12 protein-coding genes are annotated in these 13,529 nt (G+C 73.1%); 10 read left to right on the forward strand and 2 right to left on the reverse strand.

Annotation, left to right across the window (positions count from 1 at the left end; all coding sequences use genetic code 11):
* Positions 1-44: 44 nt before the first annotated feature.
* Complete coding sequence (locus AB0F56_RS27655; RefSeq protein WP_362014271.1) at positions 45-1,037, forward strand: glutamate ABC transporter substrate-binding protein; 993 nt, start codon at positions 45-47, stop codon at positions 1,035-1,037.
* Positions 1,038-1,076: 39 nt separating this feature from the next.
* Here the strand turns inward: AB0F56_RS27655 and AB0F56_RS27660 are convergent, their stop codons facing one another.
* Entirely contained in the window at positions 1,077-1,787 is a 711-nt protein-coding gene (locus tag AB0F56_RS27660) for an NAD(P)-binding domain-containing protein (RefSeq protein WP_362014273.1), read from the reverse strand.
* 208 nt (positions 1,788-1,995) lie between these two features.
* On the opposite strand from AB0F56_RS27660, the gene AB0F56_RS27665 reads away from it, so the two are divergent.
* The 4 genes from AB0F56_RS27665 to AB0F56_RS27680 all read left to right on the forward strand — a co-directional run bounded on the left by AB0F56_RS27665 (position 1,996) and on the right by AB0F56_RS27680 (position 7,482).
* Entirely contained in the window at positions 1,996-4,365 is a 2,370-nt protein-coding gene (locus tag AB0F56_RS27665) for a molybdopterin cofactor-binding domain-containing protein (protein WP_362014274.1), read from the forward strand.
* Between the two features lie 15 nt (positions 4,366-4,380).
* The gene (locus tag AB0F56_RS27670) at positions 4,381-4,860 is read left to right on the forward strand and encodes a (2Fe-2S)-binding protein (RefSeq protein WP_362014275.1); all 480 of its coding nucleotides are present in this window, start codon (positions 4,381-4,383) and stop codon (positions 4,858-4,860) included.
* 401 nt (positions 4,861-5,261) lie between these two features.
* A complete protein-coding gene (locus tag AB0F56_RS27675) occupies positions 5,262-6,080 on the forward strand; it encodes a hypothetical protein (RefSeq protein ID WP_362014277.1) in 819 nt (272 codons plus the stop codon).
* Between the two features lie 115 nt (positions 6,081-6,195).
* Positions 6,196-7,482, forward strand: coding sequence for a YncE family protein (locus tag AB0F56_RS27680; RefSeq protein WP_362014279.1), 1,287 nt, complete (start codon positions 6,196-6,198; stop codon positions 7,480-7,482).
* Positions 7,483-7,506: 24 nt separating this feature from the next.
* Here AB0F56_RS27680 and AB0F56_RS27685 read toward each other — a convergent pair whose 3' ends face one another.
* Positions 7,507-7,893 (reverse strand): MerR family transcriptional regulator, encoded by a 387-nt coding sequence (locus AB0F56_RS27685; protein ID WP_362014281.1) that lies wholly within the window; start codon positions 7,891-7,893, stop codon positions 7,507-7,509.
* A 65-nt stretch (positions 7,894-7,958) separates the two neighbouring features.
* On the opposite strand from AB0F56_RS27685, the gene AB0F56_RS27690 reads away from it, so the two are divergent.
* From AB0F56_RS27690 to AB0F56_RS27710, 5 genes are all read left to right on the forward strand, one after another.
* On the forward strand, positions 7,959-9,245 hold the full coding sequence (locus AB0F56_RS27690) for an MFS transporter (RefSeq protein WP_362014282.1): 1,287 nt from the start codon (positions 7,959-7,961) through the stop codon (positions 9,243-9,245).
* Between the two features lie 126 nt (positions 9,246-9,371).
* Complete coding sequence (locus AB0F56_RS27695) at positions 9,372-10,325, forward strand: alpha/beta hydrolase (RefSeq protein WP_362014284.1); 954 nt, start codon at positions 9,372-9,374, stop codon at positions 10,323-10,325.
* The gene (locus AB0F56_RS27700; protein ID WP_362014285.1) at positions 10,318-11,490 is read left to right on the forward strand and encodes an acyltransferase; all 1,173 of its coding nucleotides are present in this window, start codon (positions 10,318-10,320) and stop codon (positions 11,488-11,490) included. The genes AB0F56_RS27695 and AB0F56_RS27700 overlap by 8 nt, the downstream gene beginning before the upstream one ends.
* Positions 11,483-12,847, forward strand: a complete 1,365-nt coding sequence (locus tag AB0F56_RS27705) for a sensor histidine kinase (RefSeq protein ID WP_362014286.1) — start codon at positions 11,483-11,485, stop codon at positions 12,845-12,847. The genes AB0F56_RS27700 and AB0F56_RS27705 overlap by 8 nt, the downstream gene beginning before the upstream one ends.
* On the forward strand, positions 12,844-13,521 hold the full coding sequence (locus AB0F56_RS27710; RefSeq protein WP_362014288.1) for a response regulator transcription factor: 678 nt from the start codon (positions 12,844-12,846) through the stop codon (positions 13,519-13,521). The genes AB0F56_RS27705 and AB0F56_RS27710 overlap by 4 nt, the downstream gene beginning before the upstream one ends.
* Positions 13,522-13,529: the final 8 nt, after the last annotated feature.

A 13,529-nucleotide genomic window follows, 5' to 3' on the forward strand; every position in this document is an offset into this window, starting at 1 on the left:
CGTAGCCTTGGAGGTGGGGAGTCGGCTGCGCGGGGGTGGGGCTTGTGACTGCTGGATCCGGGTCGGAACGGCGGGGGAGAGGGCCGCTGGGCGGCCGCCTCGCGCTCTGGCTGATGCTGATGGCGGCCGTGTTCGCCGCGGCCCCGGCCGCCGCCGTCACGGCGGGCCCGTCCGCCGAGGCCCGGGTACGGGCCGCTCGGCCTCCGGCAGCGCCGGTCGCCCGGGCGCCGGCCTGCGACCCCCGGCGCGCCAGTCCCCGCCCGGACAGGGTGGACGGGGAGGCGGTGCGGCGCATCCGGGAGCGCGGGCATCTCGTCGCGGGCGTCGACCTCAACAGCTACCTCTGGGCCTCGCTCGACCAGGACGCCCAGGAGCCGTCCGGCTTCGACATCGACATCGTCCGGGCGATCGCCCGCGACATCCTCGGCCCGAAGGCCACGGTGCGCTTCGTCAGCATGCCGCCCGCCCAGCGGATCCCGCGGCTGCAGAACCGCCAGGTCGACGTCATCGTGCGCACGATGAGCATCACCTGCGAGCGGCTGGTCGACGTCGCGTTCTCCAGCGTCTACTTCGAGACCGGGCACCGGCTCCTCGTGCCCCAGGACTCCGAACTCACCGGCTTCGACTCGAAGCTGCGCGGCCGGCGCGTCTGCCTGAGCAAGGGCAGTTCGGCCTCCGACCTCCTGAAGAACTCCGGCACCGGCGCCGTCGCCGTGGAGACCGCGAGCCATCTCGACTGCCTCGTCGAACTCCAGCAGCGGAACGTGGACGCCGTCCTCACCCACGCCACGCTCGCCGCCGGTCTGGCCGCCCAGGACCCGACACTCCGGATGGTCGGGCCGCTCCTCGACACCTCGCTGTACGGCGTCGCCATGAACAAGGGCGACACGGACCTGGTCCGGCGGGTCAACGCCGTCCTGGAGGACTACCGCGCGGGCGGCTCCGCCAGCCCCTGGATGGTCTCGTACAACAAGTGGCTCGCCCCGACACTGGGCGCGAACCCACAGGGCCCGCCGGCGGCCGCGTACGCGGACTGAGTCCGGGCGAACGTCGCCTTCAGCCCCGGAACGTCGCCCTCAGCCCCGGAACGTGGCCGGCCGCTCGGGAGACGCCTCCGCGAGGGCCTTGGTGACGGCCTCGACGCCGGCCCGCAGACCGTAGACCGGGGTGTCGGGCTGCTGGCGCCAGGAGTCGTCGATCCCGCCCGCGTCGACCGTGTCGAAGCCCAGCTGGTCGATGAGGGCGCGGACGGTCTTCTTCGCGACCTCGTCGTCACCGGCCACCGGCAACGCCAGCCGCTCGGGGTCGCCGGCCGGCAGCGGCCGGTCCAGGATGTCCTGGGCGTAGGTGCCGTTGAAGGCCTTGATCACGGGGTGGCCGAGGTGCCCCTCGGTCCAGCGGCTCTCGGTCAGGCCGTCGTCCTCGATGGCGGCGATCCGGCCGTCGCGCTGCGGGTAGTAGTTGTTGGTGTCGATGAGGGCGAAGCCCTCCGCGGCGCCCGCGAAGAGGCCCGAGGGCAGGTCGGGAACCGCCTTCAGCGGTACGGTGACGACCACGATCTCCGCGCCGCGCGCCGCCTCGTCGACCGTGACGGGCGTCGCGCCGGTCTCCTCGGCGAGCGCCGTGAGGGTGTGCGGGCCACGGGAGTTCGCGACGGACACGTCGTGACCGAGTGCGGTGAGGCGACGGGTGAGGTTGCCGCCGATGTTGCCTGCGCCGATGATGCCGATCTTCATGGACGTTCGTTCCTTCCGAGCGTGCAGCGGGTGCGACGGGGTGTCACGCATGCTCTGAACCTCCCTCCCCGGGCCAGGTATTCCCGGTTCGTCCTACCGTGTCGTGAGGGCTTGAGGTGGCCGCTGTGAATCCTGCGACGTTCCGGGATACGGAAGCCCGCTGATGAGCGATGATCCATCCAAGATCCCATCCAGGATCGATCCACAATCCCATCCGAGATCCGTCCGACGACGTGGCGGTCCGTGGAGAGGGCAGTCGATGACCGTGCGAGAAGACGCGCACCAGCAGGGCCGACAGCAGCAGGACCAGGAGCGGCCGGAGTCGGGACCCGACCGGCGCCGCTTCCTCGGGTACGTCCTCGCGGCACCGACCCTCACCGTCGCCGTGCAGCTCGGCGAGGCGGTCCTCGCCCCCACCCCGGCGGTCGCCGCCGTGCCCGCGCTGGTGCCGTCCCTGCCCGGGCCTTCCGAGATCTACGATCTCAACGACATGCTCACGCATGCCGCCCTGCCCACGGCGAACCTGATCACCCTCCGCATCGAGGCAGACGGCTCCGTGTCCTTCGCCCTGCCGCGTGCCGAGGTCGGCCAGGGCATCACGACCTCTTCCGCCATGCTGATCGCCGAGGAGCTCGACCTGCCGCTCGACAAGGTGCGCGTCACCCTCGCGGACGCCCGCCCGGAGCTGCTGTTCAACCAGATGACCGGCGGCTCCAACACCACCATCGCCACCTTCACCCCCATCCGCGTCGCCGCCGCCGTCGCCCGGGGCCGGCTGCTGCGCGCCGCCGCGCTGGAGCTCGGCGAGCTGCTGGGCTCGCTCACCGCCAAGGCCGGGGCGATCGTCTCCTCGGCGACCGGCCGCAGCATCGGCTACGGCGAACTCGCCGCGAAGGCGGCCGCGGTGAGCGACACGGCGGTGTCGGTCGCCCTGAAGAAGCCGTCCGAGTTCAAGGTGATCGGCACCTCCCAGCGGCGGATCGACGCCCTGGAGGCCGTGACGGGCCGCAAGAAGTTCGCCATGGACGTGCAGGTCCCCGACGCCCTGCCGACGATGGTCTGCCGGCCGCCGACGATCAACGGCACCGTGCGCTCGGTCGACAACCTGGCCGCGGTACGCGCCATGCCGGGCGTCACCGACGTCGTACGGATCTCCACCGGCGTCGCCGTCCGTGGCCGTACGTTCGGCCAGTGCATCGACGCCGTCCGCGCCCTCAAGGTCACCTGGGGACCCGGAACCGCCGAAGGCGCCTCGGACGCGACCGTCCAGCGGAAGCTGCGGGCGGCGGAACTCCCTCTCGTCGTGCCGCCGTTGCCCCTGCTGACCAAGGCGGTCGACGCGCGCTTCACCTTCCACTTCTCCAGCAACAGCGCCCTGGAGACCAACTGCGCGATCGCGGACGTCCGTTCGGAGTCGGCCGAGATCTGGGCGAGCCTGAAGACGCCGATCGTCGCCCAGGAGCAGATCGCCCTCCAGCTCGGGCTCCCGATCAACGCCGTGAAGGTCCATGTCACCGAGGGCGGCGGCTCGTTCGGCCGCAAGCTCTTCCACGACGCCGCCGGCGAGGCCGCCGAGATCTCGAAGGCCATGGGCAAGCCCGTGAAGTTGATGTGGCACCGGACCGACGACTTCCGCCAGGGCCGTACGCACCCCATGTCGACGTCCCGGGTCCGGGCCACGTACACGCTCGGTGAGGTGCTCACGTACGAGCAGCGCCACACCTCCGTCGCCACCGACTTCGGCCACGGACTCGGCGAGATCATCACCTCGACGGCCGCCCAACTGCCCGTGGGTGACCTCGCGTTCTCCGAGACGATCTTCGCGCTCACCCAGCAGAGCCCGTACCACTTCGGGGTCACCACCCAGCTGCTCAGTGAGACCGACAAGGGCTTCAACACCGGCTCCATGCGCGGCATCTACTCGCCCAACGTCCGATGCGCGCAGGAGCTGGTCGTGGACGAGCTGGCCAAGCGCATGGGCAAGGACGCGTACGCGTTCCGCCGCAAGCACCTGAAGGAGGAGCGCGCCCGCGCGGTCCTGGACAAGGTCGCCGAGGTGGGCGACTGGGGCCGGTCGATGCCCGCCGGCACGGCCCAGGGCATCGCGCTGCACCCCGAGTACCACGCCTTCGTCGCCGTACTCGCCGAGATCGACTGCCGGCCGGAGACCACCGGCCGGAAGATCCACGACGCGTACACCGGCCCCCGCGTCACCAAGGTCGTCTGCGCGGTCGACGTCGGCCTCGCCGTCAACCCGCGCGGCCTGGAGGCCCAGATGATGGGCGGCATCATGGACGGCATCGCCGTCGCCCTCACCTCCGGCCTCCACCTCGAGGACGGCCGGTTCCAGGAGGGGAGCTGGGACAACTACTTCTACACCCGGCAGTGGAACACCCCGCCCGAGCTGGAGATCGTCGTCATGCCGCCGACCTCGGACCGGCCGGGCGGCGCGGGCGAGCTGGCCGTCGGCGCCGCGATGGCCGCGGTGGCCTGCGCGTACGGCCGGGCCACCGGCACCATGCCGACGACCTTCCCCGTCAACCACGCCGAGCCGCTCGCCTTCGAGCCGCTGCCGACCACCCCGCCGATCCCCGCCTCGCCGGTCGACGGCCTCGACCGCGCCTTCTAGGACCCAGGAGCCACCGTGCCGCACCACACCTTCATCCTCAACGGCAAGGCCGTCACGGCCGAGGTCGAGGACGACGTCCGGCTGCTGTGGGTGCTCCGTGACGTCCTCGGCGTCACCGGACCCAAGTACGGCTGCGGGCTCGGCGTCTGCCAGGCGTGCACCAGCCACATCAACGGCAAGGCGTTCAACCCCTGCTCCGTCCCGGTCAAGGAGATCGCCCCGACCGACGAGATCACCACGATCGAGGGCCTCCCGGCGACCGTCGGCAGGGAGCTGCACCCCATGCAGGAGGCGTGGCTGGATCTCGACGTGGTCCAGTGCGGCTACTGCCAGCCCGGGCAGATCATGACGGCCGTGGCCAAGGTCCGCGCGGCGCGCGAGGCCGGGCGGGAGATCGACGAGGCCGACCTCGACGAGATCCGCAACATCTGCCGCTGCGGAACCTACAACCGGATCCGCGACGCGATCGTGGCGGGAGCCCGCCGGATGCCCTGACCAGGGCGGTGCTCGGTGTGCGGGGGCGGCGGGGTTGCGCTCTGCTGGACGGGACGGCCCTCGGCCACCCCCGCCGGGCCCCGCCGGGGCCCGGCATCCCCCGAAAGGATCCACCCGGACAACGAGCGCCGTATGGCCGCGCGGATGAACCCGCGCAAGACCGTCGAACTGGACGCCGGCCACGCCTCCCTGGCCTCCCGGCCCGGCCCGGTGACCGACCTCATCGAGGAGGCGGCCGGCGCCGGGGCCTGAGAGCCATCGGGTCCATCTGCCTGTCCGCCTCTCCGTCCGCCGCCCAAGTTGTCACGAGAGCGGCGCCATCCCTTCCGGTTGTGTTCGTCATGGCTTCCCGTGTCGTGCCCAGGATCCTCCTGGGTACGACACAGAGAGAGGCCCCTCCCGTGCAACGACGTGAGTTCGCAGCAGCCGTCACCGCCGCCATCGCCGCCCCGGCCGTCCTGGCCGCGCCTCCGGTGCAGGCCTCGGACCGTGCGGACGACCGCCGTGCCGACGAGCGCCGGGGGAGCGAGGGCCGGGGCGGCGAGGGGCTGCCGCACCACATGCTCGCGGTGCTCGCCGCCGAACTGGACGACAAGGTCGCCGCCCGCGCCCTCGTCCCGCACCTGTACGACGTCGGCTTCGACTGGCGCCCGGAGACGACCGCACTCGGCGAGATCGACTTCGTCGTCGCGTACGGCTTCGGCAACCGGCCCCCGGCCGGCGGCGGCGACCCGTCGAAGGTGCGCTACGAGCCCGGCCCGGTCAACGAGGCGCTGGCCGACACCGTCGCCGCGCTCCGCAAGCGCCGGAACGTGCCCGTCTACGCGCAGTGGGAGATCGCCCGCTTCCTGGAGTCGAAGCACCACATGACGGACGTGACCTCGATCGAGCCGGTCATCGCCCCGGACGGGACCATCACCTACCTCTCCACCGACGGCGTCGCCGCCCAGGTCGCCGAGGCCAGGAAGGGCCTCCCCGGTGGCATCGGCACGGCGGGCGTCATCGGCTTCCGCGACCACGTGAAGCGGTGCGTGCAGACCACCCGCGACCGGGGCATGCGGGCGTTCGCGCCGCGCGGGATCGAGCTTCCGGGGACGTACGACGCCGAGTCCGGCCAGGCCTGGACGCGCCGCCGCGATCTCTACCTGGTGCACGACATGACGGCCCAGTGGACGGTCCTGCGCCAGAAGCTGATCGCACGCGCCTACCCCAACGGCTGATCCGGGCCGACGTGTTCCGACCCCTTGTGGGCCTCGCGGCAACTCCTTACTGTCGGGTAAGTCGCCCTGACGGACAGGGCAGTTGATGCCGCACGGTCTCCCGGAAGGAACATCGATGTCTGCTGTCCGGACGCGGGGCGCCCACCGCCTCCTGCTCGGTTCGCTCGCCGCCGCCCTCGCGCTGACCGTCGGGGGCGGCGGCGTCACCGTCGCCGCCCCGCCGGCCGCGCCCGCCGCGTCGGAGGCGCCCGCAGGCCTTCGGCAGGTGATGTTCGTGGGGAACAACTGGGACGGTACCGCCGACGTCATCGAGGCCACCGGGGACTTCTCCCGCATCGGCCGGATCAACGTCATCCCGGACCGCGAGGCCCGGATGTGGGAGATCGGGCTCAACCCCGTGAAGCTCGCCTTCTTCCTCGGTGTCCGGATGGGTCCCGGCGAGGGCCACGACCAGTTCGTCGACGACATGTACGCCACGCCCGACGGCTCGGCGATGGTGGTCTCCCGGCCGAGCTTCGCCGACGTCGTCTCCATCGATCTGCGCACCGGCGGGATCAACTGGCGCTTCCCCGTGTCCGGTTTCCGCTCCGACCACATGGCCGTCTCGCCCGACGGCACCCGCGTCGCCGTCTCGGCCTCCACCTCCAACCGGGTGCACGTCCTCGACATCACCACGGGCCGGGAGGTCGGCTCCTTCGCCACCGGCGACAAGCCCCACGAGAACGTCTTCACCGCCGACGGCCGGTACCTGTGGAACATGGCCATCGGCGAGGTCACCACCGCGCTCGATGGCCCCGGTTGGGACTGGACCAAGGGCGACCGGCGCATCACCGTGGTCGACACCCGCACCTTCGAGCAGGTCCGGGTGATCGACATGCGCGCCCGGCTCGACGCCTTCGGCCGTAAGGATCTCTCCGACGCGGTCCGTCCCGTGGCCTTCACGCCGGACGAGTCCACGCTCTACTTCCAGGTCTCGTTCCTCAACGGCTTCCTGGAGTACGACGTCGCCGGCGACCGCATCACCCGGCTGAAGACCCTCCCCGAGAACCCGGCGACCGACCCGGACCGCACCACCTGGGTCAACGACTCGCGCCACCACGGCATGTCCATGAGCCCCGACGGCTCCAAGCTCTGCGTCGCCGCCACCATGGACGACTACGCCACCGTCGTGGACCGTACGAGCCTCCGGGAGGGCCCGCTCGTGCCGGCCGCGAAGCCGTACTGGGCCACCGTCAGCGGCGACGGCCGCTCCTGTGTCGTCTCGGAGAGCGGCGCGGACCGGGTGACCGCAATCGACTTCGCCACCGGGCGGGCCGTCGCCTCGGTCGCGGTCGGCGACCACCCCCAGCGCGTCCGGCTGGCCCGTATACCCGCCGACTGGACGGGCCCGGCCGCCCGCTGACGGCGTCTCGGCGAGCGGCGGGGCTCAGGTCGTGGCGGCCGACCCCGTCGCCAACTTCTCCCGTACGGCGTCGAGATACTCGGCCACCGCGTCCCGGTTGCGGGTCAGGAACCGGATGCGCTCGGTCATCCGGTCCCGCTCGCCCTCCAGCGTGGCGAGCATCTCCGGTGTGGCGTCGGGGAAGTGGATGACGCGGGGCTTGTCGAGGCAGGGCAGGATCTGCTTGATGATCCGCGTCGGCAGCCCCGCGTCCAGGAGGCCGCGGATCTGCAGGACCCGGTCCACGTTCGACGCGTCGTAGACGCGGTAGCCGTTCGGCAGGCGATCGGCGACGATGAGGCCCTGCTCCTCGTAGTAGCGCAGCATTCGGCGCGGGGTGTCGGTGCGGTCCGCCAGTTCTCCGATGCGCATGTGGTCCACCTCACAGCAACTCGCTTTGACCTTCACATCAATGTGAGGGTTTCAGCATACGTGGCATGAGCAACCACACCGCACAGAAGCCCGGTTCGCCCACGAGTGAGGACCGGCGCTGGGGCCGCCGCGAGGACCGGCGCAGGGACCGGCGAGAGGACCTCCGCGAGCGCCGGCTGCCCTCCGGTCGGCTGCCCTGGCCCGCGCTCCTCGCCCTGGCCACGGCCGTATTCATCACCAGCCTCACCGAGACGCTGCCCGCCGGCGTTCTCCCCGCGATGAGCGCCGACCTGGGCGTCGGCGAACCCGCCATGGGCCAGTCGGTCACCATCTACGCCGTCGGTACGGCGCTCACCGCCATCCCGCTGACCGCCGCCACGGCCTCCTGGCGCCGCAAGCGGCTGCTGCTCGCGGCGGTCGTCGGCTTCGCCGTAGCCAACACGGTCACCGCGCTCTCCACGCACTACCCGCTGACCATGGCCGCCCGGTTCCTCGCGGGCGTCGCCGCCGGGCTCGCCTGGGCCCTGCTCGCCGGCTACGCCCGGCGGATGGTGGCCGTCCACCTCCAGGGGCGGGCGATCGCCGTCGTCATGACCGGCATTCCGGTCGCGCTCTCCCTGGGCGTGCCCGCCGGGACCTTCCTCGGCGCCGCCCTCGGCTGGCAGGTGACGTTCCTCCTCATGACCGCGCTCGCCGCCGCCCTCACCGGCTGGATCGCCCTCACCGTCCCGGACTTCCCCGGGCAGCCGCGGGGCGGCCGGGCCCCGATCCGGCGGACCCTGGCCGTCCCGGGCGTCGCCCCGGTCCTCCTGGTCACCCTCGTCCTCGTGCTCGCCCACACGATCCTGTACACCTACGTCGCGGCCTTCCTCGACCACCTGGGCATGGGCGGCTCCACCGGCACCGTCCTCCTCGTCTTCGGCGCGGCCTCGCTCCTGAGCATCTGGTTCACCGGCCTGCGCATCGACCGGGGCGTACGGGCCCTCACCCTCGCGGGCGGCGCCCTGTTCGCCGTCGCCGCGGGCGCGCTCGCCGCGGCGGCGGACGGCCCGGCCCTCGCCTACGCGGCCGCGACCCTCTGGGGGCTCGGCTGGGGCGGCGCGCCGACCCTGCTGCAGACGGCCGTCGGCGACGCCGGCGGCGAGGCCGCCGACACCGCCCAGACCATGCTCGTCAGCCTCTGGAACGCGGCCATGGCGGGCGGCGGCATCGTCGGCGGCCTGCTGCTCGACCGCCTCGGCGCGGGCGCCCTGCCCCGGAGCGTCCTGGCGCTCCTGATCCTGGTCCTCGCCGTCGTCGCGGCGGCCCGCACCCACGGATTCCCCGCCCGGCGAGGCCGCGCCGACGGGTGAAGCCCCTACTCGTCATACTTCGGAGCTACGCGCCGACTGTCCCCTCTGGCGGGACGCCGACCACACCGCGTGATCCATACCTTCCGTACCGGAACGACGAACCACTCCGGTACGGAAGGACACGCCATGGCGTCCCGCCCGCGCAGCCGTCGGCTGCGCCGCACGCTGCTCACCGCGCTCGTCATCGCCTCCGTGGCGGTGCCGACCGCGGGCGCCGCCCGCCCCGCCGCCGTCCCCGCGCCCGTGCCGCCCGCGCTGGGCCCGCTGGCCCCGGCCACGGCGGCAACCCTCGACGCCCGGTACGCCGCCAACCGGGACGCCGTGCTCGCCGCCGCGCGGACCGCCGCCGACTACGGCGACCGGAAGCGGGCCGCGGTCCTGCGCGCGATGGCGGGCGGGGACCGGCACTTCCTCTCCTTCGACGGCCGCGACGGCGGCCGCAGCGTCGAGGTCGTCGGCGACCTCGCCCGCGCCGAGCGCGTCGCCGTCCTCGTCCCCGGCTCCGACACGGCGCTCGGCAGCGAGCGGTTCCGGGCCGGCGCCGTCGCCCTCCAGCGGGAGCTGGGGGAGCGGTCCGCCGTCCTCGCCTGGCTCGGGTACAGCACCCCCGCCGCCGCGAGCGCCGCCGCCGTCACTCCCGGGCGCGCCGACGAGTCCGCCCCCGAACTGCGCGCGTTCACCGCCGATTTACGGGCCGCCATGCCCGCCGCCCGGATCACGCTCCTCTGCCACTCGTACGGCTCCGTCGTCTGCGCCAGGGCCGCCCACGGGCTCTCCGTCGACGCGCTCGTCCTCTACGGGAGCCCGGGCACCGGCGCCGACGGCGCCGCCGATCTGCGCACCGGGGCCACTGTCTGGGCGGGCCGGGGCGCCGCCGACTGGATCGCGCACGTACCGCACCTGCGGCTGCCGCTGCCCTTCGGCGAACTCGGCTTCGGTACCGACCCCGTCGACCCGGAGTTCGGCGCCCGGGTCTTCGACGCCGGGGCCGGCGGGCACAGCGACTACCTCGTGCCCGGCTCCGTACCGCTCGCCAACTTCGCCCGGATCGTGGAGGGAAGGGAGCCCAGCCGTGCGTGACCTCGTCCGCCGTATCGAATCCGCCACGCCACCCGGCCGGGACCGTGCCCTCGACGCGCTGCGCGCCCTCGCCATCCTCGGCGTCGTCCTCGGCCACTGGCTCGTGACCGCCCTGATAGCCGACAGCGGTACGGTGCGCGGCGCCAGCCCCCTCACCCACCTGCCCGAATTCACCCCGGTCTCCTGGGTGTTCCAGACCCTGGCCGTCTTCTTCCTGGTCGGCGGCGTCGTGGCAGCCCGGGGCCACGCCGCCTCCCGTACCCGGCACGAGAGCTACCGCCACTGGCTCGGCGCCCGCCTCGGCCGCCTCTTCCGGCCCGTCGCCGCCGTGCTCGCGGTGTGGACCGCGGTCGCGCTCGCGATGCTGGCCGGCGGGGTGCCCTGGCAGACCGTGCACGCCCTCGGCAAGCTCGTGCTCTCCCCGCTCTGGTTCCTGCTCGTCTTCGCCGCGCTCACCGCCGCGACCCCGCTCGTCGCCCGCGTCCACCCGCTCTGGCCGCTCGCCGTCGTCCTCCACGTCGACCTGATCCGCTTCGGCCTCGACGGGCCCGACCGGGTCGGCTGGATCAACGTGGCCGCCGGCTGGCTCGTCCCGTACTGCCTCGGCGCGGCCTGGTCCCGCGACGGGCTGAAGGACCGCCGCACCGGCTGGGTCCTGCTGCTCGGCGGGGCCGCCACCACCGCCCTCCTCGTCCTGTTCGCCGGCTACCCCGCCGCCATGGTCGGCGTCCCCGGCGCCCCGGTCTCCAACCTCAACCCGCCCACGCTCGCCGCCGTCACCTTCGGCCTCGCCCAGTGCGGTGCCGCCCTGCTGCTGCTCGATCCGCTGCGCCGCGCCCTGCGCCGGCCCGCCGCCTGGGCGGCGGTGGCGCTGCTCAACCTCAGCGCGATGACCGTCTTCCTCTGGCACCAGACCGCGATGATCGCCGTCACCGCCACCGGACTCCTCGCGGGCGAACTCCTCGGCCACGGGGCGCTCCTGGGCCTGCACTCCGTCCCCGACGGATACGGCTGGGTCCTGGCCCGCGTCGCCTGGCTCCCGCTCTTCGCCGCCGCGCTGCTGGTCTGCTGCGCCGCGTTCCGTACGTACGAACGGGGCGGAGGGACCGCCCGGGCAGGCCGCGGGCGGCGCCCCGCCGAGACGAAGGAGGCACGAGGTGCCTAGGGTTGACACGCAGAAGCCGGAGTACGTGGGGGAGCGGGTGGGGGAGAGCTACGGCGTGCGGATGTGGCACGGGCTGCGGGAGACGCCGCGGACGTTACGCGACGAACTGGGGACCTGGACGCGCGACCCGCTGCCCCGCCACACCTGGCTGGGATGGCTGCCCCACGCCCACGTCGTCCTGTTCGCGGTGCTCGTGGGCATCGGCGACATCAACGTCTACGCCCGGGTGGTGGGTCCCGGCTCGGGGCAGGCCCGCGCGCTCGTCACCGTCCAGGTGCTCGCGCTCGTCCTCGCCCTGTCCCGGCCGGCCGGAGCCTGGTGGATCTCCACGACCGCGCTCTTCCTGATCGGGCTGAGCACCCAGCACGTCACCGACGCGCCTCTCTGGCCCTGGAGCGGGTTCGGGATCGCCCTGCACACCCTGCTCCTGCTCCTGCTGGCCCTGCGGGTCTCGGCGCCGGCCGCCGGATTCGCGCTGGCCGTCACCGTCCTGTCCGGCGCGCTGAACCTCCTCCTCGCGTCGGCCGAGGGCTCCCTGACGGGCGGGACGATCGCCTTCACGACCGCCGTGGTCGTCGGCGTCGCGCTGCGCAGCAGCCGCGTCGCCCGGACCCGGCTCAGCGCCCAACAGGTCCTCACCGCCGAGGAGCGCTCCCGGCGCACCCTCCTGGAGGAGCGCGGACGGATCGCCCGCGAACTGCACGACGTCGTCGCCCACCACATGTCCGTCATCTCCATCCAGGCCCAGGTCGCCCCGCACCTCGTCGAGAACCCCTCCGACGAGCTGCGCGAACACCTCGCCGGCATCCGCCAGAACGCGGTCGAGGCGCTCACCGAACTCCGCCGCGTCCTCGGCGTCCTGCGCGCCGAGGACCCCGCCGCCGAACGCGGCGCGGACGCGCCCCAGCCCACCCTGGACCGCCTCGGCGAACTGCTCGACAACGTCCGCGCCGCCGGGGTCACCGTCGACGCCACGACCACCGGAGAGCCCCGGCCCATGGCGCCCGGCATCGAACTCTCCGCGTACCGCATCGTCCAGGAGGCGCTCAGCAACGCGATGCGGCACGCCCCCGGCGCCCGTGTGCGCGTGGAGATCCGCCACCAGCCGTGCGGACTCACCCTCCGCGTCGCGAACACCCCGCCGGCCCGCCCCGTCGATCAGGCCGCCGCCCCGCTCTCCGCCGGCCCCGGGCACGGCCTGCTCGGCATGCGCGAACGCACCGCGATGCTCGGCGGCGAACTGGCCACGGGCCCCACTCCCGAGGGCGGCTACGAGGTGACCGCCACCCTCCCCGTCCCGAGCCCGGCCTCCGCGCTCCCCACTTCCCGTAACACCGCACAGAAGGACGGCACATGACGAGCGGAACGATCCGGGTGCTCATCGCCGACGACCAGATGATGGTCCGTCAGGGCTTCACCGTGCTGCTGAACGCCGAACCCGGCATCGAGGTCGTCGGCCAGGCCGTCGACGGCGCCGACGCGGTCGCCCAGGCCGCCCAACTCGCCCCCGACGTCGTCCTGATGGACATCCGCATGCCGGGGACCAGCGGCATCGAAGCCACCCGCCTCCTCACCGAGCCCGCCGACTCCACGGTCAAGGTGCTCGTCCTGACCACCTTCGACCTCGACGAGTACGTCTACGACGCGCTGCGCGCCGGAGCCTCCGGCTTCCTCCTGAAGGACGCCTCGGCCGAGGAACTCGCCCATGCGGTACGGGTGGTGGCGAGCGGGGACGCCCTGCTCGCGCCCCACATCACCAAGCGCCTCATCGCCGAGTTCTCCCGGGTCACCGCCGCACCCAGAGTCCCGCTCAAGGACCGGATCGGCGATCTGACCGAGCGCGAGACCGAGGTGCTCGCCCTGATCGCGAACGGCCTTTCCAACGCCGAGATAGCCGCCCGGCTCGTCGTGGCCGAGCAGACCGTGAAGACCCATGTGAGCCGCATCCTGGTCAAGCTGGGCCTGCGCGACCGCACCCAGGCCGCCGTCTACGCCTACGACACAGGCCTGGTGCGCCCGGCCGGCCACTGAACCACCGG

The organism is Streptomyces sp. NPDC026092 (assembly GCF_040638605.1).
Classification (GTDB): Bacteria; Actinomycetota; Actinomycetes; order Streptomycetales; family Streptomycetaceae; genus Streptomyces.

Coding starts and splice junctions, on each gene's coding strand:
- AB0F56_RS27660 (WP_362014273.1), bottom strand. CDS start 1,787: ATGCGTGACACCCCGTCGCACCCGCTGCACGCTCGGAAGGAACGAACG.
- AB0F56_RS27665 (WP_362014274.1), top strand. CDS start 1,996: ATGACCGTGCGAGAAGACGCGCACCAGCAGGGCCGACAGCAGCAGGAC.
- AB0F56_RS27680 (WP_362014279.1), top strand. CDS start 6,196: ATGTCTGCTGTCCGGACGCGGGGCGCCCACCGCCTCCTGCTCGGTTCG.
- AB0F56_RS27685 (WP_362014281.1), bottom strand. CDS start 7,893: ATGCGCATCGGAGAACTGGCGGACCGCACCGACACCCCGCGCCGAATG.
- AB0F56_RS27690 (WP_362014282.1), top strand. CDS start 7,959: ATGAGCAACCACACCGCACAGAAGCCCGGTTCGCCCACGAGTGAGGAC.
- AB0F56_RS27695 (WP_362014284.1), top strand. CDS start 9,372: ATGGCGTCCCGCCCGCGCAGCCGTCGGCTGCGCCGCACGCTGCTCACC.
- AB0F56_RS27710 (WP_362014288.1), top strand. CDS start 12,844: ATGACGAGCGGAACGATCCGGGTGCTCATCGCCGACGACCAGATGATG.